Below are 23,212 nucleotides of genomic sequence, written 5' to 3' on the forward strand. Positions count from 1 at the left end.
CTGACAGAGGAGGAAATCGAGAACAGAATATTGCAACTAAATTTAACGCCAAGAAAGATATTAGGCGGGCTAACACCCCTCGAGGTCTTTACTGGTAAGCGTGTTGCACTTATTGCTTGATTCCAGCGCCACTCGTTTAACTAAGCTCAAACGGAGTAAATTCGCAGCTTTGGAGAAACTTGGTATACTTTGCCGACTTGTTGTTAATCCAATTAACAGTAACTAAGGCTTGCACTGACTTACAATCTTTGGATAATGCCTTTCTTTTCTATTAATCCTGCCAGACTGAGGGCGAAAATGAGCGACGTGACAACCGCGGAATTTAATGAAGAAGGTAAGTACCTTCGCAAAGTAAGAAGCTTTGTATTAAGAGAAGGCCGATTGACTAAAGGTCAGGCTGCCGCGATGGAACAGCAATGGCCATTAATGGGACTAGATTATTCGCCAGAGCCTCTTGATCTGGCTCAGGTATTTGGCCGAGAGGCTGATACTGTACTCGAGATAGGTTTCGGCATGGGCGCCTCTCTTGTTGAGATGGCTAAGGCCTCACCGGAACTCAATTTCATCGGCATAGAAGTTCATAAACCTGGAGTCGGTGCTTGCTTATCCGATGCCGCACAAGCTGGTGTGACTAATCTACGTGTGTTCCATCATGACGCTATCGAAGTATTAGAAAACAGTATTGTCGCCGGTTCTCTGGCGCGAGTGCAGCTCTTCTTCCCAGATCCTTGGCATAAGAAGCGTCATCATAAACGCCGCATCGTACAAACTGAGTTTGCGCAGCAGATCCGTCGCACGTTAAAAATGGGTGGCGTTTTTCATCTGGCAACGGATTGGGAAAACTATAGCGAGCATATGCTCGAAGTTTTGGGCGCAGCTGAAGGTTATCAAAACCAATCGACTACAGGTGATGTGGTTCCGCGTCCTGAGCATCGTCCTCTGACTAAGTTTGAAGCCAGAGGTCACAGGTTAGGCCATGGTGTCTGGGACATCATGTTCGAGCGTATCGATTAAATTTGCTGAGTATTCATTGAATCAATACTGGCAAACAAGATTATTTTTTATAGGTTATTTAAATTAAGGTGGGATTTACCATGGCAACACGCAGTCGTCGTTTACGAAAAAAATTACGCGTAGATGAATTTCAAGAGTTTGGTTTCGATGTTAATTGGACTTTCGATGAGTCTGTATCAGAAGAGCAGATTGATACTATCGTGGATCAGTTTATCGATCAGGTGATAGAGCCCCGTCAACTAGGCTTTCACGGCGGTGGTCATAAGCAGTGGGAAGGTATCATAGCCACTCAATTCATTGGTAAGTGCAGCGAAGATGATCGCACAGCCGTCACTGAATTCTGGAAGGGACAAACGGTATCAGACGTTGTGATTAGCGAGCTATACGATATTTGGTGGAGTTAGTACCCCAACTTGCACTACTCGAGCAGGTGGTCGATAACGTTCGGCCCCTGCTAGGCCAAGTGGCTGACTATATTCCCTTTTCGGCGAACGTTAATCCTAATGAAATGGGTGTTAACTCTCTATGAAGAGCATGAGATATGCTCTCGCGTCGGTAAGGAACCTTAGGGACAATCATTTAACTCACTGCTACAGGTTGAATTGACCAACTAGTGGTTTTATTCACTACACTTCTGTTTCTATACCCCCTTAATTATACATAAAATCCATGTTTATCAGTTGTTATGTGTTTTGGCATGGCTTGTGCTTATTGATTAATATGAGAGTCATCGTCGATGTCAGCACATAAATAGCAACTGCTACTCAGCGATTGTCGACAGAATATTTTAATTAAGGATAAATTTGATGAGAAAATTAGCCACTTCTATTGGGATCAGCGCGGTCTTATTTGCTAGCGGAACGATTAGCTCTGTATCTGCCCACGAAGATCATTCATCGACTTCATACTCGAGCGACAATAGTCATTGCGAGGTTGCACTCAACTATGACATCACAGTAGAGCCTAAGCTGCTGGCGATAAGTGACGAAGGCAAAGAAGTGTATCGCATCGAGATGGGTAAGCTTTATGTTCAAGGCGAGCGAGTGACATTGAATGCCACACAGCAGCTACTCTTGACCCAGTATTCAGACCAAGTGTCGACTCAAGTGCCGGAAGTTATAGCCCTGGTTCATGACGCGGTGAATATCGCATCTACTGCGGCGAGTATGGCGCTAACCCCGCTACTGGGTGATGCAGCGGGCGCTAAACTTGATGAAATGATGGATGGCCTAGAACAGAGAATCGAGAAACTTGCCTATCAAAATGGCGATAAGTTCTACCTAGGGTCGACTCAATCTTCTTTAGAAGATACTTTTGGCGAAGAGTTTGAGCAAGAAGTTGAGCAATTAGTCAAAAATTCCATCGGCACCATGATGATCAATTTAGGCAGCGAGATGCTTTCCGGTGACGGCGATTCATTTGAGCAGAAAATGCAGTCTTTTGGCCAAAAAATGGAAAATGTTGGCCAAGACATAGAGCAGCAGATGGAAGCTCAAGCGCAAGATCTTGAGGCGAGAGCGGACAAGATGTGTGATAACTTCCAGAACTTGATCGCCCTTGAGCAAAAATTAAGAATCGCAGTGCCTGAGTTGGAAGAATATTCACTTATCGATGCGCCTAAAGTGGAATTGCTCGAATAATCTAGTTTGATACTGGCTGTGAAGCCATAGCTTGAAACCTTGAAACCTTGAAACCTTGAAACCTTGGACCTTGGACCTTGGACCCTGTTGCCCCTTTTCCATATTCGCAACCCCCCTGTATTTGACTTTAATACAGGGGTTTTTCTATGTTTCGCCTCTTCTTATTAATCGTTATTTCTAGTGTTTCTATCGCTTTTAGCCTTGTAGAATCAACATTATCGATTAGGCATTAGAATTAAAGCGCAAATCTTTGGTATACTTATAAAAAATAATAACAAACGGACCCTCAATTATTGAGTGGTTCATATATCTGACTCTACTCCAGTGTGCTTTTCACTTTGTAAGTTACTGTTTTTAACGATTACTTGTCGTTTCTGAAAATTCGGTTTACTCATATTTAGTGTCAGTATTATTAGTGTCGTAAACACCCTAAGGCGATTTACATGTTAGAACTATTGGAACCTATCGCAATTTTTACTCATGTTGCCAGAGCTGGGAGCTTTAGTGCCGCGGCGAGAAAGTTGGGAATATCTAAATCCAAAGTGAGTACGCAAGTAGCCGATCTTGAACATAAATTGGGAGTTCAGTTAATTCAACGCACGACTCGTAGCCTGAGTTTAACTGAGGCTGGACAGCTGCTATACACACAAGGTGAGGAGTTACTTAGGGATGCCGATCAAGCCATTGCTAGCGTTCATAACCTAAATGATGCTACTCGAGGTGTGTTAAAGGTCGGCATATCTCAGTCATTTGGTACCATGCATATCATTCCCGCCTTGCCAGAGTTTATGAATACTCACCCCGAGTTAGAGTTACAAATTAGTTTGTTAGATCATAAAGTCGATGTCGTCAGCGAAGGGTTAGATCTTCTTTTGACTATGTCAGAGCAACTGCCCTTAGGTATGGTTGCCAGACCTTTAATGAAGTGTCATTTTTTACTTGCCGCCTCTCCGGAATATATTGAGAAACATGGACAACTCGATCGCCCAGAGCAGTTAGTCGATCATAACTGTTTGGTCTACCATGGCGAGTGGCATGAACACAGTGTTTGGCAGTTTAAGCAGGGTGAAGATTACTGTGAGATAGGTGTCTCAGGGAACTTCAGAGTAGACAATGCACCTGCTTTAAAATCCGCCGCTGTCAGTGGGTTAGGCATTGCTTATCTCGCCAGTTACCTGCTTGAGGATGAAATTGAGAAGGGGACCTTAGTGCCTCTGCTTCAAGACTGGCAGCTTACTCACAATCTCCCCCTTCAAGCCGTATATCCGAGAAGGAAGCACTTGGCGCCTAAAGTCAGTGCCTTTATCGATTTCATTAAGGGACATATTGGTTCTCCGCCATATTGGGATGCCCCTTACGTTGAGTTGTACGCGAAAAGGAAGTGATTTTTGATGTCATAATGTATCCTGAATGTGAATAAGTTTACCGGATATTCAGGAAACATTGTTCTATATTAAAAACTATCAACCGCCCCCTCGTTTAAAGGCTGGTTTTTTCGAGTTGTATCAACAATTTAAGTCTTTAGATGGTCGGGCTGTTCTCACGGTTAGTTTACCCTTGTCTAATGCTTGCGTCGTATTCTCCTTGCGGTTTGTTCTTAAATCAATACAATTGGTGACAGTTGATATGGGATAATCTGAATCTTATAAGTTTATTAAGAATGACCCCTCTTACTAAACTTATACAGATTAGCGTTACTGCAGTTCCGCATCAATGCTGGCAGAGCTTTAAGAACTAAAACAATGCCGGCCTTAAAACCATTATCCTAGTTTTGGTTTACCCCAGCCTAGTTGCTGGGGTATTTTTAACTAGAAGATATTCGTCTCTCTGTACCCTACAAGCTTGCTACGGACTAAAATAAGTCTGAATAAGCAGTACAGAGTCGACCCAATAAAAAAGCCACATTTAATCAATGTGGCTTTTTTATTGCCTGTGAGAAAGAGGCGCTTTCATCATCAATAAGAAAGTGGGCTAGGTTGAAATAGCCCCTCTCGTATAGACATAGATACTAACTTTTCTGAGACAGCCAAAGATCAACCTGATCTTCGAGTATATCTAATGGCAAGGGGCCATTTTGCAGCACTAAGGTGTGGAATTCACGTATATCGAATTTATCACCCAATGATTTTTTCGCCTTCTCTCTCAAGGCGAGAATTTTCAGCATGCCCACCTTGTAAGCCGTGGCTTGGGAAGGCATAACGATATGTCGTTCAACCATCTTAACAGCGTCTGATTTAGCATTGGGGGTATTATCGACATAGTAAGCAATAGACTGTTCACGGGTCCATTTGTTAGCGTGTATGCCGGTGTCTACCACCAGACGACATGAGCGCCATAGTTCCATGGCGAGTCGACCAAAATCAGAATAGGGGTCTGAATAGAGTCCCATCTCTTTGGGGAAGTACTCACTATACAGGCCCCAACCTTCGATATAAGCCGTGTAGCCACCAAACTTACGGAACTTAGGAACCCCTTCAAGTTCTTGGGCTATGGCTATCTGCATATGGTGACCTGGGGTTCCTTCATGGTATGCGAGGGCTTCCATCTGGTACTTAGGCATGGCTTTCATATCGTATAAGTTAGCGTAATAGGTACCTGGTCTGGTCCCATCCGGTGAAGGCTGGTTATAGAAAGCCTTACCAGCAGATTTTTCTCTGAATGCCTCAACACGTTTTACTATCATAGGTGCTTTAGGTTTGACGTTAAACACCTCATCGAGTCGTGAAGACATAGTATCTATGAGTGCAATCGCATCATTTAAGTAAGCTTCACGTCCGTCATCGGTAGCCGGATAATAGAACTGCTTGTCTTCACGCATAAATTTAAAGAAGGCTTGCAGTTCACCCTCAAAGCCGACCTGCTTCATGATGTCACGCATCTCGCCATGGATACGGGCAACTTCGCTAATGCCAAGTTCATGGATCTGGTTTGCTGTCATGTCTGTCGTAGTCGTGCGCGCCAGAGCCTTGTTGTAATAGGCTTCGCCTTGAGGGAACTTCCATGCACCATCTCGTGTATCGGCTTGGGTCTCGAGTTCTGTGATATAACTGATTAAGTGAACATATGCCGGCTTAACTTTGGTTAGTAATGCCTGCTTTGCATCGTTTAACAGCCGCTGTTTGTCATTCTCATCTATGTCTAAGCTGGCTAGTTTACGCTGGAAATCGGCCCACAGGGCACTGTCTTCACTCGAATCGAAAGGCTGACCCGTGATGATGTTTTTACTGTCGGACAGTACGTGGGGGAAAACAAACTTAGGCGCTATGATGCCTTTTTGTGCTCGAACTGCTAAAGAGTCTTCAAGCTGCTGCAGATATTTAGGCACGCCATTGAGGCGACTGATATAAGCCTTGGCGTCGGAAATATCTGTGATCTGATGCTGGTTGATTAAGAAAGAGGCGACCATAGAGTGGCCACCATACATCTGATTCACTGGATAACTATGATAGCGCCATTGGTAATCGTTAATATCTTGCTCGAGTTTTTGCTTTAGTAGCGTGTAGCTGAGATTGGCTTGGCTATCGAGCCTAGTCTGATCTATAGCATTAAGTTGCCTAAGGTGTTTTTGTGACCGAGCTAAGTCTTGGGCATCGGCTTCTTCGCCGCGTTCGTCCCACTTATCATAATCGGTTTTAATGCCTAAATGTGTTTGGGAGATAGGACTGGCCATCACATTTTCCATGAATATGGCTTCAAAAAGAGCATTGGCTTTTTCTGACTCACTCTCGGCTTTGTAGGCCACCGGCTCGCTAGGGGTCAGTAATGGAACTTGAGCTGCGCCGCAGCCGATAAGGCCGGCTAACGTTAAGGCTAGTAAGCTAGTTTTAGTTTTTATAGGCATGAATTAGTCTTATTGTTGTGGATTGTTAAAGAGTAACGCTAATCCTAATAAAGCTAATCGTTAATGTTTTGATCTAAGTGTTAGTAAATGTGTCCATCGGTGCTAATTCAAACAGTTAGCCCTTAAAAATACAATTTTTTTAAATTGCCGCGAACTGGGCTGCATTATCGGCAAGCGAGACCTCTGTAGATCAAGCTTCAGTAAATGCATTTCTGTATTTAACGCTTCCTGTACCGAGTTTAGTTAAAGCCAGGTACAAGAAGCTTGCTAACTTCGAGCCGATTAACAGAATTGGGATAAGAGTTCGTTCACGAACATCTTACCCTTGGCGGTCAGTTCCCAGTGAGTGTCGTTTTCAATTAATAACGTTTTGCCTTTAGCTTTTTCTATTCCTTGAGCGATCACCCGGTGAGATAAGCCGGTTCTTTGCTCAAACTCGGTCTTAGGTATGGCGGACATAAGGCGGAATCGGTTCATCAGGTATTCTAACGGACGTTCATCTTCAGTCACTTCTATGGTGTCGAAGGTGTACTTATCGGCCGCTAAATAGCCCTTAGGGTGTTTTATCTTTACTGTACGTAATATCTGGTTCTGTTGCAGCAGGGTCACCTTGCCATGAGCACCACAACCAATGCCTAAGTAGTCACCAAACTGCCAGTAGTTGATATTATGTTGGCACTGAAAACCGGGTTTCGCGTATGCCGAGATCTCATACTGCTCGTAACCCAGCTCGGCTAATTTTTTCTGCCCTTGCTCATAGATGTGCCATAGGGCTTCATCATCAGGCAATTGCGGGGGCTTAGAGTGAAACAGGGTGTTCTGTTCTATGGTCAGCTGATACCAGGACAGATGAGGCGGAGACAATTTAGCTGCCGTGTCGATATCAGCCATAGCTTCTTCGAAACTTTGGTTAGGCAGTCCATGCATCAGATCCAAATTGAAACTGCGATAACCTGAGCTCTGGGCCTTCTGCGCCGCGACTTCGGCCTCATCTTTACCATGTATACGGCCTAATAGATTCAGCTTGTCGGTTGAGAAGCTCTGAACGCCGATAGATAATCGGGTAACACCGGCTTTAGAATACGCTTCGAAGTCGTCATGCTCTAACGTACCAGGATTCGCCTCCATGGTTATCTCTATCTGGTCACTGAAGGGGATCATCTCATTGACACCCGTGAGCAGCCTCTCGATTTGAGCCGCGTCGAACAGCGAGGGCGTGCCGCCACCGATAAAGATCGTGTGTATCTCGCGCCCCTGTACATAGTGAAGATCGCTTTTAAGATCGGCAAGTAAGGCGTCGACATATTCCTGCTGTGGCAGCTCACCATTCTGACCGTGGGAGTTGAAGTCACAATAGGGGCATTTCTGCACACACCAAGGAATATGAATATATAGACTCAAAGGAGGCAGAGTTAGCATAGGATATCCTTACTATACGCAGAAGTAATACCTGAGGCACTTCTGTCTAAACCAAACCCAGGAATATGAATATATAGACTCAAAGGAGGCAGAGTTAACATTAAATAATCATACCTTTACGTATCATGGCATCGATCAATAGCTTCATCGCCTTTCCTCTGTGGCTGAGGCGATTCTTCTGTTCGCTATCTAGCTCTGCCGCGGAGCAGTTATGCTCATTAGGAATGAAGATAGGATCGTAACCATGACCGTTATCTCCGCTCGCTTGGAAGGCTATTTTTCCTTCCCATGATGCTTGAGCAATAATGGGGGTCGGATCTTTTGCGTGGCGCATATAGACCAAGATGCATTGAAAGCGGGCGGTTCTCCCTTCTAAATTAGTTTTTAGTGCATCTAACAACTTAATGTAGTTATCTTTCTCGCCGGCATTTTCTCCGCCGTATCTAGCCGAGTAGATCCCTGGTGCGCCATCGAGCAGGTCAACTTCTAAGCCTGAATCATCGGCAATTGCCGCGAGTCCGGTGATTTCGGCAGCATGGCGGGCTTTTATGATGGCATTTTCAACGAAGGTCGTTCCGGTTTCTGGGACTTCTTCTACATCGAATTGGCTCTGAGGAAGCACCTCTACACCGTATGCTGAGAAAATTTCAGAAAACTCTTTGAGTTTGCCTTTATTGCCACTGGCGAGAACGAATTTATCCATTAGAGACCTTTGTAGGGGGTTTGGTAATTGGGCGTCATGATAACCAAGGAGGAAGGGAAACGATAGCAGATATTGCAGCAATTTTAGCTGGGGAGTGGGAACTAAAAACCACTGCTTTTAGTTCCCGGGTTTATGATGAAGCGTAAAAATTACTCGACGTAAAATTTTTGCTTAAACTTCAATTGGGTATTGAGTTTGTTGTTATATTTAATGGCGACTTTAAAATTGATCTCTTGATCATCTCTGAAAGGGACTTCGGCGACATAATAGATAGCTTCTCCTTCACGGATCTCTCTAAATTTAAGGTTTATGCGGGCATCGAGTAGGTTGTTAGCAATACCAGAGATCTCAACCGGCACGGGGGGATTGCCTTCCTGGCTAGTGTCTAGCACTGAAATATTGACGATGCCGATGTAGCTACTGCGTTTGATACCATAGGACTTAGCTATGCTGGGGGTTAAAAATGTGCTGCTTAGGGCCACGTAGTGAATATCGTAATTGCCAACTTTTTGTTTCTGCTCTGCTGACACGTTGCCAACGAAGGCAAGGGTAAGTATGAGTACAGATAAAATTGCTCTAAACATGACGCTGCTCCTAGGGTAATGGACTTACAATGGCGGTAACTCGTTATGGTTATCATATATTTGAGTATAGGTGTTTAGCCCATGACTCGCTTGGTTCGATTTATCAATTTACAAAATTTACCCATCTTTTGAGGCTGCAACTGCCAGTGTCTTCCAGTAGAGCTGCTATCTGCTCGGGGATGACTCTAGGCGTTAACACCTCGACCTGTTTATGTCGGCCGAGTTCTCCTTTTAAGATTCTTATGTCCCCCTTAGGTACTTTAAATGCCTTCGAGAGAAACTTGATCAGGTGAGCATTGGCTTTTCCATCCACAGGTGGTGCCGTGATGGCTATTTTTAGCTCATCACCGTGAACACCTACAATGGTATTCCGGCTCGCCTTGGGCTGGATATAAAGGTTCAGCAGCAGGGAGTCCTGCTGCATAGATACCGCTAGCATCATGACCTAGACGTTAGCCCAAAAAGGCACATATTGAGCTAAGAGCATATTGACAAAATTTAGAATGATCATCACCACCAATAGTGAGAGATCTAGGCCACCCATCTGCGGAAGCATGCGGCGAATGGGTGATAGTAGTGGCTCGGTTAATTGACCCATTACCATCTCGATAGGGTTATGACCTTGGCTCACCCAGCTTAAGATTGCACGGATAATCAGCATCCAGAACAGTAAGACTCCGGCCTGCTTAAATACCGATACGACTGCGATTAATAAGATCGTTGGTAGATTAATCGCGGCGCCAGCGATGAGACTCAATAGCACAAATTTTGCGATGACCACCATAAAAGCCAACACCAGCGAGGCGGTATCTAAACCTCCCATGGAAGGTATGACACGACGCATCGGGGCGACGATAGGCTGTGTGGCTTTTACGATAAACTGACTAAAAGGGTTATAGAAGTCGGCTTTAGCGAGCTGAAGCCAGATGCGAATAATCACAACCATCAGATACAGGTCGAAAACTGTGCTAACTAAAAAACTGAGTGCATTCATGTATTTTCTCTATTTATAATTAATCAAAAATTCATTCTTGGTTAAATGTCGGTATAACTGCTTGGCTTAAGCGCGTTAATATTGCTTGGCCATCTCTTGCGAGCGAGCCACACAATCATCCATGGCTTGTTTGACTATGCCCCTTAAATTACCGGCTTCGAGAGCGGCGATAGCTTGAGCCGTTGTACCTCCTTTTGAGGTCACATTCTCTCTCAGTTGCGCAGTCGTCAACTCTGGGTTTTGTTTGACCATTTGAGCCGCGCCTAATGCAGCTTGCTGAACGAGTTGTCTTGCCTTGTGTTCATCCATTCCCGATGCTTTGGCGTTGTCGATCATCGCTTCCATAAAGAGGAAGAAATAAGCGGGTGAACTGCCGGATAATGCGATGACTTGGTCGAGTTCGGACTCACTGTCAACCCAAACGATTTCGCCGCCACTCAGCATCAATTGTTCACACAGTTCCTTGTGCTCTGGTGAGATCTCATCTCCTGCGTATAAACCCGTCATGCCGACACCAATTTGAGTCGGAGTATTAGGCATAGTACGAATAAGCTTTATCTCTTGTCCAAAATATTCGCCATAACGCTTGGCCGGAATGCCTGCTGCTATGGTGATGATGAGTTTATTGCTTAGATCTAAAGTGCTTAATTGCTCGCAAACCCCTTGCATGAAGTGGGGCTTCACACTGAGCACGATAACATCAGCCTGTTTCGCAGCGGCTAAATTATCATGTGAGGTGGCGATATTCAGTGATTTTTGTAACTCTGTTAATTTAGCTTCACTGGGATTGGTTGCATGAATTAAATCCGCCGGATAACCATTGTTGACCAGCCCTGTGGCGATACTGCGAGTCATATTGCCCGCGCCGATAAAGCACAATTTTTTTTCAGCCATGATACTTCTCAATATTTCTCTATACTTTAGCCTCTTCCGTTGAGGCCGTTATTTCGGGTGACAAACACATTGCCATTAATTCGTTACGAGTCAGTAATGACTGACATATGGGCTTGGTAGATTAAAACAAGGCTAAAGGCTAGTGCTTTCTCTTGCGCCGAAAATTGCACTACCAATTCTAACCATGGTTGAACCTTGTGCAATTGCCTGTTCTAAATCATTACTCATCCCCATGGATAGCGTGTCCACTTGCGGATAGAGTGATTTGAGCTCTTGATATAACGCGTGTAGCTGCTGAAACTCATTTCTTTGCAATTCTTTATCCGACGTTGCAGTGGGGATGGCCATCAGACCCCGGAGGGTTAAATTTGGCATCTGCTCGACATGGCTCGCCAGTGATTTAAGTTCCGCTGGTGTCGTACCTGATTTACTGGTTTCGCCACTGATATTGATTTGGATGCAGATGTTCAGCGGAGACATCTCTCTTGGACGTTGCGCGTTGAGCCTAGATGCTATTTTTTCTCGAGAGACTGTGTGCATCCAATCGAAGTGACTGGCGATGATTTTAGTCTTATTCGATTGTAAGGGACCGATGAAGTGCCATTCTATTTCGGGACAGCTGTCCTTGAGTGCGTTAACCTTAGACTCGCCTTCCTGAACATAGTTTTCACCAAATCGTCTTTGACCGGCAGCATAGGCGGCTAAGATATCTGCATTGGGCTTCGTTTTACTGACGGCGAGTAATTGAATTTCATCTACATTTCGTGATGATATTTGTGCCGCTTGTTCGATTCGATGCTGGGCGTTAGCCAGCCTGTCTGCTATTGTTGTCATGATGTAAGTTTTTTGATTGAATGGATATCCCATACTATGGAAATCACAGAGTTACTTGCCTTTAGTGTAAAGCACAAGGCGTCCGATCTACACCTTTCTGCTGGCGTTTCGCCTATGATACGTGTTGATGGCGAAGTCAGAAAGATTAATTTACCCGCTTTAGATCATCAAGGGGTGCATGGACTCGTCTATGACATCATGAATGATAAGCAACGTAAAGATTATGAAGAACATTTAGAGATAGATTTTTCCTTCGAGGTACCCAATTTAGCACGTTTTCGTGTCAATGCCTTCAACCAAGCGCGAGGAGCCGCGGCGGTATTTCGTACCATTCCCAGCGATATCTTGAGTCTGGAGCAGCTTGGCGCCCCGGAGATTTTCAAGAAAATTGCCAGCTTCCCACGTGGCCTAGTCCTGGTTACCGGTCCAACAGGCTCGGGAAAGAGTACCACTCTGGCTGCCATGGTTGACTATATTAATGAAAGCCGTCACGAACACATTCTCACCATCGAAGACCCAATCGAATTCGTCCATAAGAGTAAGCAATGTCTGATCAACCAGCGAGAGGTGCATCGTCATACTCATAGTTTTAACGCGGCCTTACGCAGTGCGCTGCGTGAAGATCCCGATGTTATTTTAGTGGGTGAGATGCGAGATCTTGAAACCATCAGGCTGGCGATGACGGCGGCTGAAACTGGTCATCTGGTTTTCGGTACGTTACACACCACCTCAGCGGCCAAAACCATCGACCGTGTGGTCGATGTTTTCCCCGCAGGCGAGAAGGGCATGGTCAGGACCATGCTATCTGAGTCGCTACAGGCGGTAATATCACAGACCTTGATCAAGAAAATCGGTGGCGGGCGTGTCGCCGCCCATGAGATCATGATGGGGACTCCAGCGATCAGAAACCTTATCCGTGAAGATAAAGTGGCGCAGATGTACTCTGCGATTCAGACCGGTATGTCACATGGTATGCAGACATTAGATCAATGCCTGCAGAATTTGGTCAACCGCGGTCAGATCAGTCGTGAAGATGCTCAGCACAAGAGTGCCAATAAACAGACAAAATTTTAAAGGTTAATCGCTAAGGTTTTATTATGGATGTTCGTCCTTTCTTAAAAACGATGATAGATCGCAAGGCTTCGGATCTCTTCATCACGGCGGGTTTCCCCCCGAGTGCCAAAATTGATGGTGAGCTAACACCATTGAGCGAAACTTCATTCTCACCGGCCCAGTCATTGGATTTTGTCGAGTCTTTGATGAGTGATGAACAGAAGAAGGAGTTTCATCAGACTCGTGAGTGTAATTTCGCCTTTGCCTTGCAGGATTTGGGACGTTTTCGTGTCAGTGCTTTTTGGCAGAGGGAAGCATCGGGTTGTGTGATGCGCCGCATCGAGACGCAGATCCCCGATGTCGATGATCTGAAACTTCCCTCAATCCTGAAAGATCTGGTGATGAGTAAACGTGGACTCATCATCATGGTCGGTGGAACGGGCACGGGTAAGTCAACGTCCTTGGCCGCTTTGGTGGGCTACCGTAATGCTAACTCTCGCGGCCATATTCTGACTATCGAAGACCCGGTTGAATTTGTTCACGAGCACCGTAAGTGCATCATTACCCAGAGAGAAGTGGGTATAGATACCGAGTCATTCGCTGCGGCGCTTAAAAGCTCTCTGCGCCAGGCGCCGGATGTGATCTTAATCGGAGAAATTCGAACTCAAGAGACCATGGAATTCGCCTTGGCGTTTGCCGAAACTGGTCACTTATGTATGGCGACCTTACATGCGAACAATGCCAACCAGGCACTGGACCGTATCATGAATCTCGTGCCGGAGAGTAAGCATCGGCAGCTATTGTTCGACCTCTCGTTGAACTTAAGGGGAATCGTAGCTCAACAGTTGGTGCCGACTTTGGATGGTAAGGGGCGACGTGCTGCCATCGAGATTTTGATTAATACGCCTCGTATCAGTAGCTTGATTGCGAAAAATGAGTTGCATTCACTCAAGGAGACCATGGCCAAGTCTAATGAGCAGGGGATGCAGACCTTCGATCAGGCCTTGCTGGCTCTATATACCGAGGGTGAGATCAGTTATGCCGATGCCTTACATCATGCAGACTCGCCTAACGATTTAAGGTTGATGATTAAGTTGCAGAGTTCAGAGCAAACGGGTTCAGGCTTTATGGAAGGGGTGACGCTAGATTTAGACTGATGAAAGTAAAATGGCCAGCGTATAAAAACTGGCCATTTACATGTGAGTTCCTAGAATTACCTAGAGTTAGCCATACAAGTTTTCGAAGTAACTCTCTATGATCAATACCGCCGACATAGCATCGACCTGTCCCTTCGTCAGAGCTTTAAAACCACCGAACTCAAACAGTCTGGCCTTGGCATCGGCCGTTGTCAGGCGCTCATCTTGGGTCGCTATTTTTACGCCGAATCTGCCGTTGATGCGATTGGCAAACTTCTTCGCTCTCTGGGTTATCTCTTGTTCGGTGCCATCCATATTCAAGGGCAGCCCCACGACCACTATATCTGGCTGCCATTCCTCGATAAGCATGCCAATTTCTTCCCACTTAGGGATGCCATCGACGGCTTTCATTGACCCGATTGGGTTGGCTGTGCCTGTGAGTGATTGACCTATGGCTATGCCAATGCTTTTAGTGCCGTAATCGAAGCCTAATACCGATATTGAACTCATGAAATACTTGTTCTCTTAAATGAGGGAGCCGTTGAGGCAGAGGAATTATGCATGGCCGGATTGATTCGACAGTTGCCATATGTCGAAGCCTAAAGACTCAGTCGCTGTTTGCCAGCGTTCCTCATGCTTAACATCGAAGAGTAATGCCGTACTCGCAGGGATTGAGAGCCAGGTATTATCCGCCAGTTCTTGCTCCAGTTGATCTCGGCTCCAACCTGCATAGCCTAGGGCGACGATAAACTGCTTTGGGGCGTCTTTACTGCCTAAGGCCGACAACACATCTCTGGAAGTCGTTAGCATCAAGTCGTCGGTCAGTGATTGGCTGTTGTTCCAAGAATCTTGAGGTGTGTGCAACACAAAACCTCGTTCGGGATTCACCGGGCCGCCGATGAGGACTTTAGCGCCAAGGGAGGAAACAAGTTCAGGTTCATCATCGAGTTCCATCTGCTGCAATAGCTCATCGACTTCTATGCCTATGGGTCTGTTGATCATGATCCCCATAGCGCCTTTCTCATCATGCTCACAAAGATAGATCACCGAACGCTCGAAAAAGGTGTCTTTGAGTGAGGGCATCGCAATTAAGAAGTGGTGTTGTAAACTTTCCATTAATTAGGCTCCATGGAAGAGGGGATAGATACTGACAATTAGCCTGGCTAATCCGGACGATACAGACTGCTAACCGCCGGCTAGCTTTACCGTATACTTGAGTTTTTCCAGTAAGGTCTTGAGCTGCTCTCTGTTGTCAGTTTGCACTTCAATATTGAACCCTTTTACCGTTCCACCACAGCCGCACTGTTTCTTTAATTTCTGGGCCAGGGCTTTTAGTTCTTTGTCATTCAAGCCTAGGCCCTTGATGACAGAAACGCCTTTGCCTTTGCGCCCTTTAGTGTCTTTATGGATACGCACGATACCATCTCCAGTGGGGATGTCTTCGAGTGCTACGTCGGGAGATATACGGCCTATATCTGTGCTGTAGACCAGGGATACGTTTGGATCTTTTCTCATGGGCGACTACTAAATAACTGCTGATACATGGAGTTTAACAAACTGAATAATTTTATGGGAGCTTTATGCTTGATTAAGTCTTCTAGGTAAAGCTGGAGCGACAATGAGATAGTTGAAACTCAGTGGGCTAGCAAATTTTAGCCTCATTCATTTTTATATTTTTGAAGGGGAATACCGCTTTTGATAAAAGCAGCTATGTCGCCAGCATGAATCCAATGACCAGTGATACAGCTATGTTGCCAGCATGAATCCAATGACCAGTGATACAGCAGTGACAGAGGCACAAGGAATAATAAACTTATGAAATTTTGAATGAGCAATGGTGCAAGAGGTTAACACGAAGCCTATTGCCGCCGCTCCATAGTTGCCGTTATGTCCGTCGAATAAGGTAAAGAGTAACCAGGCTAATACGATAACAGGCAAGATAAATAGGCTGATATGTCCCTGACTCTTTCTGCTCGAAGCTTGTTCTGATCGCACCGAGGCTTGTTCGGGAGCAAAAATAAAGATAGCAGTAGCGATCAAGAAGGCACCGATAAACCAAAACATAAGAGACTCCATTACTTAGAATTCAAGATCACACTGCAATTTTCAACTGATAATCATTATCATTAAGCTGTTAACTGAAGTCAAGCTGAACGACATACTGATTAGGTTAAATTTGAGTTGTAGATCGCGACATTGCTATGTAAGCTGAAATTATAAAGTGAATTTTACAAGATGCGTATCTGATGGAGTTAAAATGAAGAAGGTTATAATTGGTTTGGTTGCCCTGGCACTGAGTGCCTGTAGTTCCTTGAAAACGAGTTCAGATTATGATTCAGCAGCAAATTTCGACGATGTAAAGACCTACGCCTGGATCGTTAAAAAGACCCAAGACAGCACATATCATCTGGATGGTCTGATGGATCAACGTATTCGTACAGCAATAGACAGCCAGTTATCGGCGAAAGGCATCACTCTCACCGATGCGGCTACAGCCGATATATTAGTTAACTATCTGACTAAGGTTGATAAAAAAATCAACGTAGACACCTTCAGTACTAACTATGGTTATAACCCATATTACGGAAGGGGATGGGGCTATAGCGGTAACATGAGCACTCAGACTAAGGTGCGCGAATATGAAGTCGGTACCTTGATCTTAGATATGGTGAGTCGCGAAACCGGAAAGCTTATCTGGCGTGGCTCTGTTGCCGATACCATACGCGATCAGAACACTCCGGAGGAGCGCGTTGAAGTGATCAATCATGCTATCTCTGAGATGTTAGTTAATTATCCGCCTAAACCAGAAGCTAACTAGTATTCCTGCTACGGTTAGCTTCATATACTAATCTCGCTTTAATGCGGCACAAGATGAAAGGCGCTCCAGCAGGAGCGCTTTTTTTTGGCCAATTTATGCCTGCTAAGACATAGACTAAAGTCCAGCTTAAATAGGGGGTTATTCCTGAGTCCATATCAGGCACTAGGTGAGTGGTACAAGTGGATCAGTTTTTACAGCTGTGGTTTGACGAATGGCATTTATGCTAGCCGCATACCAGACATACGGTGAATGTTGGCGAACAGCCCTGCCTCTGTCATCTATGATCTACAGCCAATGTCATTTCAATCGCTCCATATGTTTAGCTTTCGAACTGACCGTGTTTGTCTACGGCTACTGACAGCAAGGATTTAGTGGCTTAACTCACTGGATTGGCGACATGAGTCAACTTTATATTTTCGTTACTCGCCTAAAGTTTATAATGTTAATTAATTGCGAAATTTTCAGAAGGATATAAAATACGCAATTGTGCGAGGATAATTTTTAGCATTTCACGCCAGGGCCGATGAGCTACATAAGCTTTAGGCACAAGCCATAGGCGTCAATGGCCATATAGGTTACAAATGATGAATCAATTTTGGCTTATTTTATTATGTTTTATCGGACTCGTTCTCAGTCCGGTAGCATTTGGCTGGAATGATAGTGATAAAGATGGGGTTCCGGATATCAAGGATGCCTGCCCGCATACCTCCTTGGGCGTACTTGTCGATGCTTCAGGTTGTGACCAGAGTCGATTATTTAAGCCGATTTGTTTAATCACAAGTGATGACAAGGTATATCCCGCGACTTGTATCAAGGTCACTGAGTTAGCGTTAAACTTTGAGTTCGCTAAGACTGAGATACGTTATTCCCAATGGCAAGTCCTCGGCCAAATAAAACAATTTTTACAGCTAAATGACGTTAAGTTATGCCTCATTGGACATACTGATTCCGTCGGGAGTGTAGAGGCCAATCTGCTCTTATCCGAGGCAAGGGCCAAAACAGTCATGGGGATCTTAGTCGATGATTATGGCTTTGAACCGGAGCGCTTTATTGTGAGGGGAATGGGAACTCGCTCTCCAATTAGTACCAATGATACACCAGTAGGCAGGGCCCTGAATCGACGGGTCAATTTTGTGGTGGAGGTCAGTCACTAGGTGTCTAGTAGAAGTGCTCAAGCGAACCGCTTAGAATTTTTATTTGAATTAAACCTGAAATGAAACAGCTCATATTTATATGAGCTGTTTTTCGGTGCTAGATTTTAATTACGTTAATCCAGACATTTGTTTGGGACATTTTTAGGGAGTAATACATGGAAAACTTGGAAGGTTTGATCGAGCAAGCACCAGAGCTTATCGTGACCTATGGGATGAAGATCGTTTTTGCGATTATCATATTTCTCATCGGTAAATATTGTGCCGGTATTGCTAAGAGACTATCGAGTAACTTGATGACCAAGCGTAATCTTGATCCTACGGTTGTCTCATTTGTTGCAAATATGGCATGGTCACTGGTGTTTGTGTTCACCATAGTGGCCACCCTTGGGCAAATTGGCGTACAGACGGCATCACTGGTTGCTGTTATCGGTGCCGCGGGTCTAGCGGTTGGCTTAGCGCTGCAAGGCTCACTGTCTAATTTCGCTTCAGGCGTCTTGATGGTGATGTTCCGCCCGTGTCGTGTTGGTGATTATGTCGAAGCCGCCGGTATCGCGGGTACAGTCAATGAGATCACTATTTTCTCAACTAAGTTACTGACACCGGATAATAAACTTATCGTGGTGCCAAACTCGGCCATGATGGACGGCACCATCACCAACTATTCTGCGATGGATACTCGTCGGGTCGATTTCGTTATCGGGGTTTCTTATGATGCTGATCTTCTTGAAACGAAGAAGGTACTGACACGCGTTATCGAGAATAACCAGTATGTACTGAAAGAGCCTGCTTGCACTATCGCACTGTCTGAGCTTGCAGATTCGTCGATTAACTTCGTGGTTCGTCCATGGGTTAAAGGTAGCGATTACTGGCCAGCTTATTTTGAAATTCTAGAGCAGATTAAACTGGCACTGGATGAAGCTAACATAGGTATCCCATACCCTCAGATGGATCTTCACTTGAAAGAGACTCCTGCAGTAATACCCTCTTCGCTTGTTTGAGTCTTGGTTCAAGTAGGACCCTAGATCCTAGAATTTAGGGTTCTAGGGTTCTAGGGTCTAATGCAGCTCACCATATTGATAATCAAATTTTGGCATACCCCAATGGAATTTTATTGCCAACATTCTCAAGCCGAAACCAAATGGCAGACAGATGGCTAGGTTGATCCATTCACTGACTCCGTATGACTTAAGACCCACATAGAGAGCGGCTGTGAGCAGGGCGACTAGGGCATAGAGCTCTTTCTTGAAGATCAGCGGGACTCGATTGCATAAGATGTCACGAATAACGCCACCAAAAACCCCGGTTACTAGCCCCATTACGACGGCCACTAGCGGGCTAAACCCTAGTAATAGTGTCTTCTGAGCACCGACAATAGAAAATACCGCTAAGCCTAAGGCATCTATGGCTAAGAAGAGTTTAGACAGATAGCGCATCACGGGGGCGATCACCACGGTGAGCAATGAAGCAAATGCAATGGCGATAAGGTAATGAACGTTCTCTACCCAGATCAAGGGATAGTTCCCCAGCATGATGTCACGCAAGGTACCGCCACCAATAGCCGTGGCACAGCCTATGATGACGACGCCGAAGAGATCCATCTGCTTCTTTCCGGCGCATAGGGCACCTGTCATGGCTTCGGCTATGATACCGATAAGCCAGAGAAGGCTGATAAATTGAACTTCTTGCATAATAAGAGTGCCACCGAGTAAAAGGAGGCGGATTTTGCCTGATAAAAAGCCAAAGAGACAGGTATAAATATTGTATTTATGGATTAGAAATAATAATGATTAATTCTCGGATTTATCTTTTAATGTCTTACCTGTGGTTGTTTCGTAGTTAGTATTGATAATCCAATATAATCTAACCGTTGCTTTATCGTGGTCTGGTGTAATTGTTAATGCGTTGTTGGGGTTTTAGTGTGTTAAGTCCTGTTGGGTTGGTGAAAATTTCTGACCTTGTCTTATGCTCTAACGACCATTATTTTTGGCGGATAAATACTGGTGCTCGCCATGTTCTGAGAGTAGTATTCATGGCTCGAAATCATAAACAGGGGCTAAGATGATCGATTTTCGCAGTGATACAGTAACCAAGCCAACGACTGCAATGCGCGCGGCAATAGCCAATGCCGAAGTAGGGGATGATGTTTATGGCGATGATCCTACAGTAAACAGTCTAGAGGCAATGGCCGCCGAGATGTATGGCTTCGATGGTGCCTTATTCACTTCATCCGGTACGCAAGCAAACTTATTGGCATTGATGGCTCATTGTGAGCGTGGTGATGAGTATATTTGTGGCCAACAGGCTCATAACTACAAGTTTGAAGGAGGCGGCGCGGCGGTACTTGGCAGCATCCAGCCTCAACCTCTGACTAACCAGGCTGACGGCAGTATCTTGCTCACCGACATTCAAGCCGCAATTAAGCCCGACGATGTGCACTTCGCCCAAACTAAATTACTCAGTCTCGAGAACACCATAGGTGGGAAGGTCTTGCCTCAGGCCTATTTGGCACAAGCGCAAACCTTGGCATTCGATAACAAGCTGAAAATCCATCTAGATGGGGCTCGAGTGGCTAATGCGGCGGTTGCGCAAAATATCGCCATCGGTGACATCACCCAATATTTTGATTCCGTTTCTATCTGTCTCTCTAAAGGCTTGTGTGCTCCGGTAGGATCCTTGCTTTTAGGTGATGAGCGCTTGATTCATAAAGCCAGGCGCTGGCGCAAGATGCTTGGCGGTGGCATGCGCCAAGCCGGTATTTTAGCCGCAGCGGCGAAACTAGCCATTACAGATCAAGTCGATCGCCTGGCTATCGATCATGACAATGCGCGCTATCTGGCTGAGTGTTTGTCTGAGCTTGATGAATTTGAAATCGACCTGACCTTAGTGCAAACCAATATGCTGTTTGCTGAGGTGAAGCAGGGCGTAGACATCGCTCATATCGCCACTGAGCTCAAGTCTCAGGGGATATTAATCAGCCCTGGCTCAACTTTGAGGCTAGTGACTCATGCCGATATCAGTCGAGCCGATATTGATACCTTTATCGCTAAACTAAAAGGCTTGCTGGCTTAATGGTCTGATAGTGAGGCCAATAGTAAGATTCGTTATTGCTACTAGTAGCGCCTAATTAACGTATCGTTAGTGTGAGTGGCCATTATGACCATTGCCGGGCATCTGTTGTCCGTCACTGGTATAAATACCAATTCCATTAAATTTATGATTAATTCAGAGCCTCTCAGGGCTTTTAATTCACGGCGCATTGTTAAGGAAATGGTTATTCCCTTTTGAGACAATGCAACATAGAAGTAGAAGTCCTGAGAAGCTCACGTAGTGCGGGTTTAAAAACACTTTATGCTGCGCAAGTGGCTCTCGATATAGAATAACTATTAGCTTCAATCCCCTTACTTGCCTACAGCGTTTTTAACTCCCGCTGAATGATCACTTACTTAATGGAACTGGTATAAAATCCTGAACTGCCGTGTTGAATGAAGCCTTGAGTGATCATCTTGGCGATAAAAGGATATGACTCACTGTAGCCTATAGCGGGCTCACTGCTTGGCTTCCTAGTTCACCGCTGTGAGGTGAGAAACAAGGTGCCCCGTTTTCCTGTGGTCGACATAGATAAGATAGTTTTGTGAATGATCAAGGCTTACCAACTCCCCATGGGATTGGTGCTAATGCAGCCTGACTCCTTTTTCCCGAGAGGGCAATATTTTTGGTGGCGGGGATCACAGCTTACGCCATGCATAAATTCGGTCTGGCCTTTATCATCATTGCCTCCCTGTTTGTTATCCTGTCTCTGGCTATTGCCTTGAGTCCCTGGCGAGGGTTAAGTTTATGGGGTGTGTCAGGGGGTGTTAAAGCGAGGGGCTAGGCCCCAACGTGTTATGCATTGTTGTTTTTGTCACCTTCATCGCTTAAGTCTTCTTTAACCGATTTGACCGCATCACGAGAGGCATGGCCAATGGCTTTAGTCGCGTCTCTCGTAGCATGACCTATCTCAGTAGTGATTTCTTTGGTGGTTTGGCCAATGCTGCGTCCTGCATCTTGTAGGTCGGCGCAGCCAGTCAGTCCGATAACAACCGCTAGAAGCATCAGGGATAATTTCATTTTTAAAATACTCAAGGTTAGATGTCAGGGCTACTGTAGCGGTTTAAGGCCGTGGCCGAAAGAGAAACAAGCTTCTTGTTATGGACTCGGGACGCAGGTATTTTGTGGAGAATTTGGGAAGTTATTGGTTATTAAGTCTTAAAGCGTACACTGCCTCATAAAAGAGGCAGTGTACATTAAGCATTTGGGTTTTAGCCCACAGGCTCCATACCGATAGGTATTAGTAGACTAGAGGTTAACTAGTTTTTCATCAAGATCGACTATCAAGTGCTGCATGATCTCTTGTACCGAGGTATCTTTGGTCGACTCATCCATGAAGATTTTTATGGTCACCAGCACATGACCGTCGTTTTTAATTCGTTTGTTTTGCATAGAGAAATAAGCGCTCTCAGTCTCAGCCTCTCTGACGACGAATCCGTCCAGCTCGAAGATACGGTTGCCTGAGCGGCCGTGCCATTTGGTGATTCGGCTTAATCCAATTTCGCAAGATTGATTAAACTCAATATGGTTTTGCCATGTTGTGGGGTGGGCAGGATCTTTAACGTGTGGGCATCGAACGGTATAGTTGTATACATGTGAAATTGCTGTCATATATTACCTACTTGTTTGCGAGTACTAATGTCATCATAGACATTGCTTTTCTGATCGGTCAACTTTATTTCGTCTTTACTCATGTAAGTTTACTTTCTCTGGTCTGTCTGTGCTTAATGAGAATAGTGAACTTGCTGTAACTCTTTTTTAGCATGACTCAAACCCTGATAACCTTGTGCTAGATCTCACTTTTTGACTATTTATCTCTCTTGTTTCGTTTTCGGTTAATAAAGCAACAGCTAATTGACGATCCAGTGGCATGACCTCATCACTTACACTGCAATTACTTAGGATACATATGTACGGTTAGATGTTACTTAATTTATCAAGGAGGCAGTGAGTGAACACTTGGTGATTAATGAATTGTGAAATAAACCTATGATTGACTATTAATGCCGCATATATCTGCTTATAATTTCAGGATAAAAAT

Annotated in this window: 25 protein-coding genes and 1 pseudogene; 11 read left to right on the forward strand and 15 right to left on the reverse strand. The window is 45.0% G+C overall.

The window, feature by feature from the left end:
- The first annotated feature begins 297 nt into the window (after positions 1-297).
- The 5 genes and pseudogenes from trmB (at position 298) to HRU42_RS14475 (ending at position 4,039) form a co-directional block, all read left to right on the forward strand.
- Positions 298-1,014 (forward strand): tRNA (guanosine(46)-N7)-methyltransferase TrmB, encoded by a 717-nt coding sequence (trmB, locus tag HRU42_RS14455; protein WP_295032028.1) that lies wholly within the window; start codon positions 298-300, stop codon positions 1,012-1,014.
- Between the two features lie 80 nt (positions 1,015-1,094).
- Entirely contained in the window at positions 1,095-1,418 is a 324-nt protein-coding gene (locus HRU42_RS14460; RefSeq protein ID WP_295032029.1) for a YggL family protein, read from the forward strand.
- A pseudogene (locus tag HRU42_RS14465) lies at positions 1,406-1,580 on the forward strand (glutaminase); the annotation flags it as partial. The gene HRU42_RS14460 and the pseudogene HRU42_RS14465, both read left to right, overlap by 13 nt.
- Positions 1,581-1,820: 240 nt before the next feature.
- Positions 1,821-2,654, forward strand: a complete 834-nt coding sequence (locus tag HRU42_RS14470; protein ID WP_295032030.1) for a YggN family protein — start codon at positions 1,821-1,823, stop codon at positions 2,652-2,654.
- A gap of 443 nt (positions 2,655-3,097) precedes the next feature.
- Positions 3,098-4,039, forward strand: coding sequence for a LysR family transcriptional regulator (locus HRU42_RS14475; RefSeq protein ID WP_295032031.1), 942 nt, complete (start codon positions 3,098-3,100; stop codon positions 4,037-4,039).
- 623 nt (positions 4,040-4,662) lie between these two features.
- On the opposite strand, the gene HRU42_RS14480 is transcribed toward HRU42_RS14475, so the two are convergent.
- From HRU42_RS14480 to HRU42_RS14515, 8 genes are all read right to left on the reverse strand, one after another.
- Positions 4,663-6,495, reverse strand: a complete 1,833-nt coding sequence (locus HRU42_RS14480; RefSeq protein ID WP_295032032.1) for a DUF885 family protein — start codon at positions 6,493-6,495, stop codon at positions 4,663-4,665.
- 282 nt (positions 6,496-6,777) lie between these two features.
- Positions 6,778-7,914, reverse strand: a complete 1,137-nt coding sequence (gene hemW, locus HRU42_RS14485; protein ID WP_295032033.1) for a radical SAM family heme chaperone HemW — start codon at positions 7,912-7,914, stop codon at positions 6,778-6,780.
- A 100-nt stretch (positions 7,915-8,014) separates the two neighbouring features.
- Positions 8,015-8,617 carry an RdgB/HAM1 family non-canonical purine NTP pyrophosphatase gene (rdgB, locus tag HRU42_RS14490; protein ID WP_295032034.1) on the reverse strand — a complete coding sequence of 201 codons (603 nt, stop codon included), beginning with the start codon at positions 8,615-8,617 and terminating at the stop codon, positions 8,015-8,017.
- Between the two features lie 149 nt (positions 8,618-8,766).
- Entirely contained in the window at positions 8,767-9,201 is a 435-nt protein-coding gene (locus tag HRU42_RS14495; RefSeq protein ID WP_295032035.1) for a DUF4426 domain-containing protein, read from the reverse strand.
- Between the two features lie 103 nt (positions 9,202-9,304).
- The gene (gene yggU, locus HRU42_RS14500) at positions 9,305-9,640 is read right to left on the reverse strand and encodes a DUF167 family protein YggU (RefSeq protein WP_295032055.1); all 336 of its coding nucleotides are present in this window, start codon (positions 9,638-9,640) and stop codon (positions 9,305-9,307) included.
- 6 nt (positions 9,641-9,646) lie between these two features.
- Complete coding sequence (locus HRU42_RS14505; RefSeq protein ID WP_295032036.1) at positions 9,647-10,195, reverse strand: YggT family protein; 549 nt, start codon at positions 10,193-10,195, stop codon at positions 9,647-9,649.
- A 75-nt stretch (positions 10,196-10,270) separates the two neighbouring features.
- Complete coding sequence (gene proC, locus HRU42_RS14510; RefSeq protein WP_295032037.1) at positions 10,271-11,089, reverse strand: pyrroline-5-carboxylate reductase; 819 nt, start codon at positions 11,087-11,089, stop codon at positions 10,271-10,273.
- Positions 11,090-11,221: 132 nt separating this feature from the next.
- Positions 11,222-11,923: a YggS family pyridoxal phosphate-dependent enzyme gene (locus HRU42_RS14515; RefSeq protein ID WP_295032038.1), complete on the reverse strand. Its 702-nt coding sequence runs from the start codon at positions 11,921-11,923 to the stop codon at positions 11,222-11,224.
- Between the two features lie 36 nt (positions 11,924-11,959).
- On the opposite strand from HRU42_RS14515, the gene HRU42_RS14520 reads away from it, so the two are divergent.
- Both HRU42_RS14520 and HRU42_RS14525 read left to right on the forward strand, forming a co-directional pair.
- Positions 11,960-12,997 (forward strand): type IV pilus twitching motility protein PilT, encoded by a 1,038-nt coding sequence (locus HRU42_RS14520; RefSeq protein ID WP_295032039.1) that lies wholly within the window; start codon positions 11,960-11,962, stop codon positions 12,995-12,997.
- Between the two features lie 23 nt (positions 12,998-13,020).
- Complete coding sequence (locus tag HRU42_RS14525; protein WP_295032040.1) at positions 13,021-14,133, forward strand: PilT/PilU family type 4a pilus ATPase; 1,113 nt, start codon at positions 13,021-13,023, stop codon at positions 14,131-14,133.
- Positions 14,134-14,199: 66 nt separating this feature from the next.
- Here the strand turns inward: HRU42_RS14525 and ruvX are convergent, their stop codons facing one another.
- The 4 genes from ruvX to HRU42_RS14545 form a co-directional block, all read right to left on the reverse strand.
- The gene (ruvX, locus tag HRU42_RS14530) at positions 14,200-14,622 is read right to left on the reverse strand and encodes a Holliday junction resolvase RuvX (RefSeq protein ID WP_295032041.1); all 423 of its coding nucleotides are present in this window, start codon (positions 14,620-14,622) and stop codon (positions 14,200-14,202) included.
- 45 nt (positions 14,623-14,667) lie between these two features.
- A complete protein-coding gene (locus tag HRU42_RS14535; protein ID WP_295032042.1) occupies positions 14,668-15,228 on the reverse strand; it encodes a YqgE/AlgH family protein in 561 nt (186 codons plus the stop codon).
- A gap of 69 nt (positions 15,229-15,297) precedes the next feature.
- Positions 15,298-15,627 (reverse strand): stress response translation initiation inhibitor YciH, encoded by a 330-nt coding sequence (gene yciH, locus HRU42_RS14540; protein WP_295032043.1) that lies wholly within the window; start codon positions 15,625-15,627, stop codon positions 15,298-15,300.
- A gap of 231 nt (positions 15,628-15,858) precedes the next feature.
- Positions 15,859-16,176: a hypothetical protein gene (locus HRU42_RS14545; RefSeq protein WP_295032044.1), complete on the reverse strand. Its 318-nt coding sequence runs from the start codon at positions 16,174-16,176 to the stop codon at positions 15,859-15,861.
- Between the two features lie 193 nt (positions 16,177-16,369).
- Between HRU42_RS14545 and HRU42_RS14550 the strand changes: the two genes are divergently transcribed.
- From HRU42_RS14550 to HRU42_RS14560, 3 genes are all read left to right on the forward strand, one after another.
- Complete coding sequence (locus HRU42_RS14550) at positions 16,370-16,930, forward strand: DUF4136 domain-containing protein (RefSeq protein WP_295032045.1); 561 nt, start codon at positions 16,370-16,372, stop codon at positions 16,928-16,930.
- A 584-nt stretch (positions 16,931-17,514) separates the two neighbouring features.
- Positions 17,515-18,084: an OmpA family protein gene (locus tag HRU42_RS14555; RefSeq protein WP_295032046.1), complete on the forward strand. Its 570-nt coding sequence runs from the start codon at positions 17,515-17,517 to the stop codon at positions 18,082-18,084.
- A gap of 155 nt (positions 18,085-18,239) precedes the next feature.
- On the forward strand, positions 18,240-19,082 hold the full coding sequence (locus HRU42_RS14560) for a mechanosensitive ion channel domain-containing protein (RefSeq protein WP_295032047.1): 843 nt from the start codon (positions 18,240-18,242) through the stop codon (positions 19,080-19,082).
- 57 nt (positions 19,083-19,139) lie between these two features.
- On the opposite strand, the gene HRU42_RS14565 is transcribed toward HRU42_RS14560, so the two are convergent.
- Complete coding sequence (locus tag HRU42_RS14565; RefSeq protein WP_295032048.1) at positions 19,140-19,772, reverse strand: trimeric intracellular cation channel family protein; 633 nt, start codon at positions 19,770-19,772, stop codon at positions 19,140-19,142.
- Positions 19,773-20,142: 370 nt separating this feature from the next.
- On the opposite strand from HRU42_RS14565, the gene ltaE reads away from it, so the two are divergent.
- Positions 20,143-21,153, forward strand: a complete 1,011-nt coding sequence (gene ltaE, locus HRU42_RS14570) for a low-specificity L-threonine aldolase (protein ID WP_295032049.1) — start codon at positions 20,143-20,145, stop codon at positions 21,151-21,153.
- Positions 21,154-21,966: 813 nt separating this feature from the next.
- Here the strand turns inward: ltaE and HRU42_RS14575 are convergent.
- Both HRU42_RS14575 and HRU42_RS14580 read right to left on the reverse strand, forming a co-directional pair.
- A complete protein-coding gene (locus HRU42_RS14575; RefSeq protein WP_295032050.1) occupies positions 21,967-22,191 on the reverse strand; it encodes a hypothetical protein in 225 nt (74 codons plus the stop codon).
- Between the two features lie 228 nt (positions 22,192-22,419).
- Positions 22,420-22,782, reverse strand: a complete 363-nt coding sequence (locus tag HRU42_RS14580) for a cytoplasmic protein (protein ID WP_295032051.1) — start codon at positions 22,780-22,782, stop codon at positions 22,420-22,422.
- Positions 22,783-23,212 lie beyond the last annotated feature (430 nt).

Origin of the sequence: Shewanella sp., assembly GCF_013214165.1 — a bacterium.
In the GTDB taxonomy this organism is placed as follows: domain Bacteria; phylum Pseudomonadota; class Gammaproteobacteria; order Enterobacterales; family Shewanellaceae; genus Shewanella.

Excerpts from the sequence above, each read along its gene's own strand:
- trmB (WP_295032028.1), top strand. The coding sequence starts at position 298 with ATGAGCGACGTGACAACCGCGGAATTTAATGAAGAAGGTAAGTACCTT.
- HRU42_RS14460 (WP_295032029.1), top strand. The coding sequence starts at position 1,095 with ATGGCAACACGCAGTCGTCGTTTACGAAAAAAATTACGCGTAGATGAA.
- HRU42_RS14470 (WP_295032030.1), top strand. The coding sequence starts at position 1,821 with ATGAGAAAATTAGCCACTTCTATTGGGATCAGCGCGGTCTTATTTGCT.
- HRU42_RS14475 (WP_295032031.1), top strand. The coding sequence starts at position 3,098 with ATGTTAGAACTATTGGAACCTATCGCAATTTTTACTCATGTTGCCAGA.
- HRU42_RS14480 (WP_295032032.1), bottom strand. The coding sequence starts at position 6,495 with ATGCCTATAAAAACTAAAACTAGCTTACTAGCCTTAACGTTAGCCGGC.
- hemW (WP_295032033.1), bottom strand. The coding sequence starts at position 7,914 with ATGCTAACTCTGCCTCCTTTGAGTCTATATATTCATATTCCTTGGTGT.
- rdgB (WP_295032034.1), bottom strand. The coding sequence starts at position 8,617 with ATGGATAAATTCGTTCTCGCCAGTGGCAATAAAGGCAAACTCAAAGAG.
- HRU42_RS14495 (WP_295032035.1), bottom strand. The coding sequence starts at position 9,201 with ATGTTTAGAGCAATTTTATCTGTACTCATACTTACCCTTGCCTTCGTT.
- yggU (WP_295032055.1), bottom strand. The coding sequence starts at position 9,640 with ATGCTAGCGGTATCTATGCAGCAGGACTCCCTGCTGCTGAACCTTTAT.
- HRU42_RS14505 (WP_295032036.1), bottom strand. The coding sequence starts at position 10,195 with ATGAATGCACTCAGTTTTTTAGTTAGCACAGTTTTCGACCTGTATCTG.
- proC (WP_295032037.1), bottom strand. The coding sequence starts at position 11,089 with ATGGCTGAAAAAAAATTGTGCTTTATCGGCGCGGGCAATATGACTCGC.
- HRU42_RS14515 (WP_295032038.1), bottom strand. The coding sequence starts at position 11,923 with ATGACAACAATAGCAGACAGGCTGGCTAACGCCCAGCATCGAATCGAA.
- HRU42_RS14520 (WP_295032039.1), top strand. The coding sequence starts at position 11,960 with ATGGAAATCACAGAGTTACTTGCCTTTAGTGTAAAGCACAAGGCGTCC.
- HRU42_RS14525 (WP_295032040.1), top strand. The coding sequence starts at position 13,021 with ATGGATGTTCGTCCTTTCTTAAAAACGATGATAGATCGCAAGGCTTCG.
- ruvX (WP_295032041.1), bottom strand. The coding sequence starts at position 14,622 with ATGAGTTCAATATCGGTATTAGGCTTCGATTACGGCACTAAAAGCATT.
- HRU42_RS14535 (WP_295032042.1), bottom strand. The coding sequence starts at position 15,228 with ATGGAAAGTTTACAACACCACTTCTTAATTGCGATGCCCTCACTCAAA.
- yciH (WP_295032043.1), bottom strand. The coding sequence starts at position 15,627 with ATGAGAAAAGATCCAAACGTATCCCTGGTCTACAGCACAGATATAGGC.
- HRU42_RS14545 (WP_295032044.1), bottom strand. The coding sequence starts at position 16,176 with ATGTTTTGGTTTATCGGTGCCTTCTTGATCGCTACTGCTATCTTTATT.
- HRU42_RS14550 (WP_295032045.1), top strand. The coding sequence starts at position 16,370 with ATGAAGAAGGTTATAATTGGTTTGGTTGCCCTGGCACTGAGTGCCTGT.
- HRU42_RS14555 (WP_295032046.1), top strand. The coding sequence starts at position 17,515 with ATGAATCAATTTTGGCTTATTTTATTATGTTTTATCGGACTCGTTCTC.
- HRU42_RS14560 (WP_295032047.1), top strand. The coding sequence starts at position 18,240 with ATGGAAAACTTGGAAGGTTTGATCGAGCAAGCACCAGAGCTTATCGTG.
- HRU42_RS14565 (WP_295032048.1), bottom strand. The coding sequence starts at position 19,772 with ATGCAAGAAGTTCAATTTATCAGCCTTCTCTGGCTTATCGGTATCATA.
- ltaE (WP_295032049.1), top strand. The coding sequence starts at position 20,143 with ATGATCGATTTTCGCAGTGATACAGTAACCAAGCCAACGACTGCAATG.
- HRU42_RS14575 (WP_295032050.1), bottom strand. The coding sequence starts at position 22,191 with ATGAAATTATCCCTGATGCTTCTAGCGGTTGTTATCGGACTGACTGGC.
- HRU42_RS14580 (WP_295032051.1), bottom strand. The coding sequence starts at position 22,782 with ATGACAGCAATTTCACATGTATACAACTATACCGTTCGATGCCCACAC.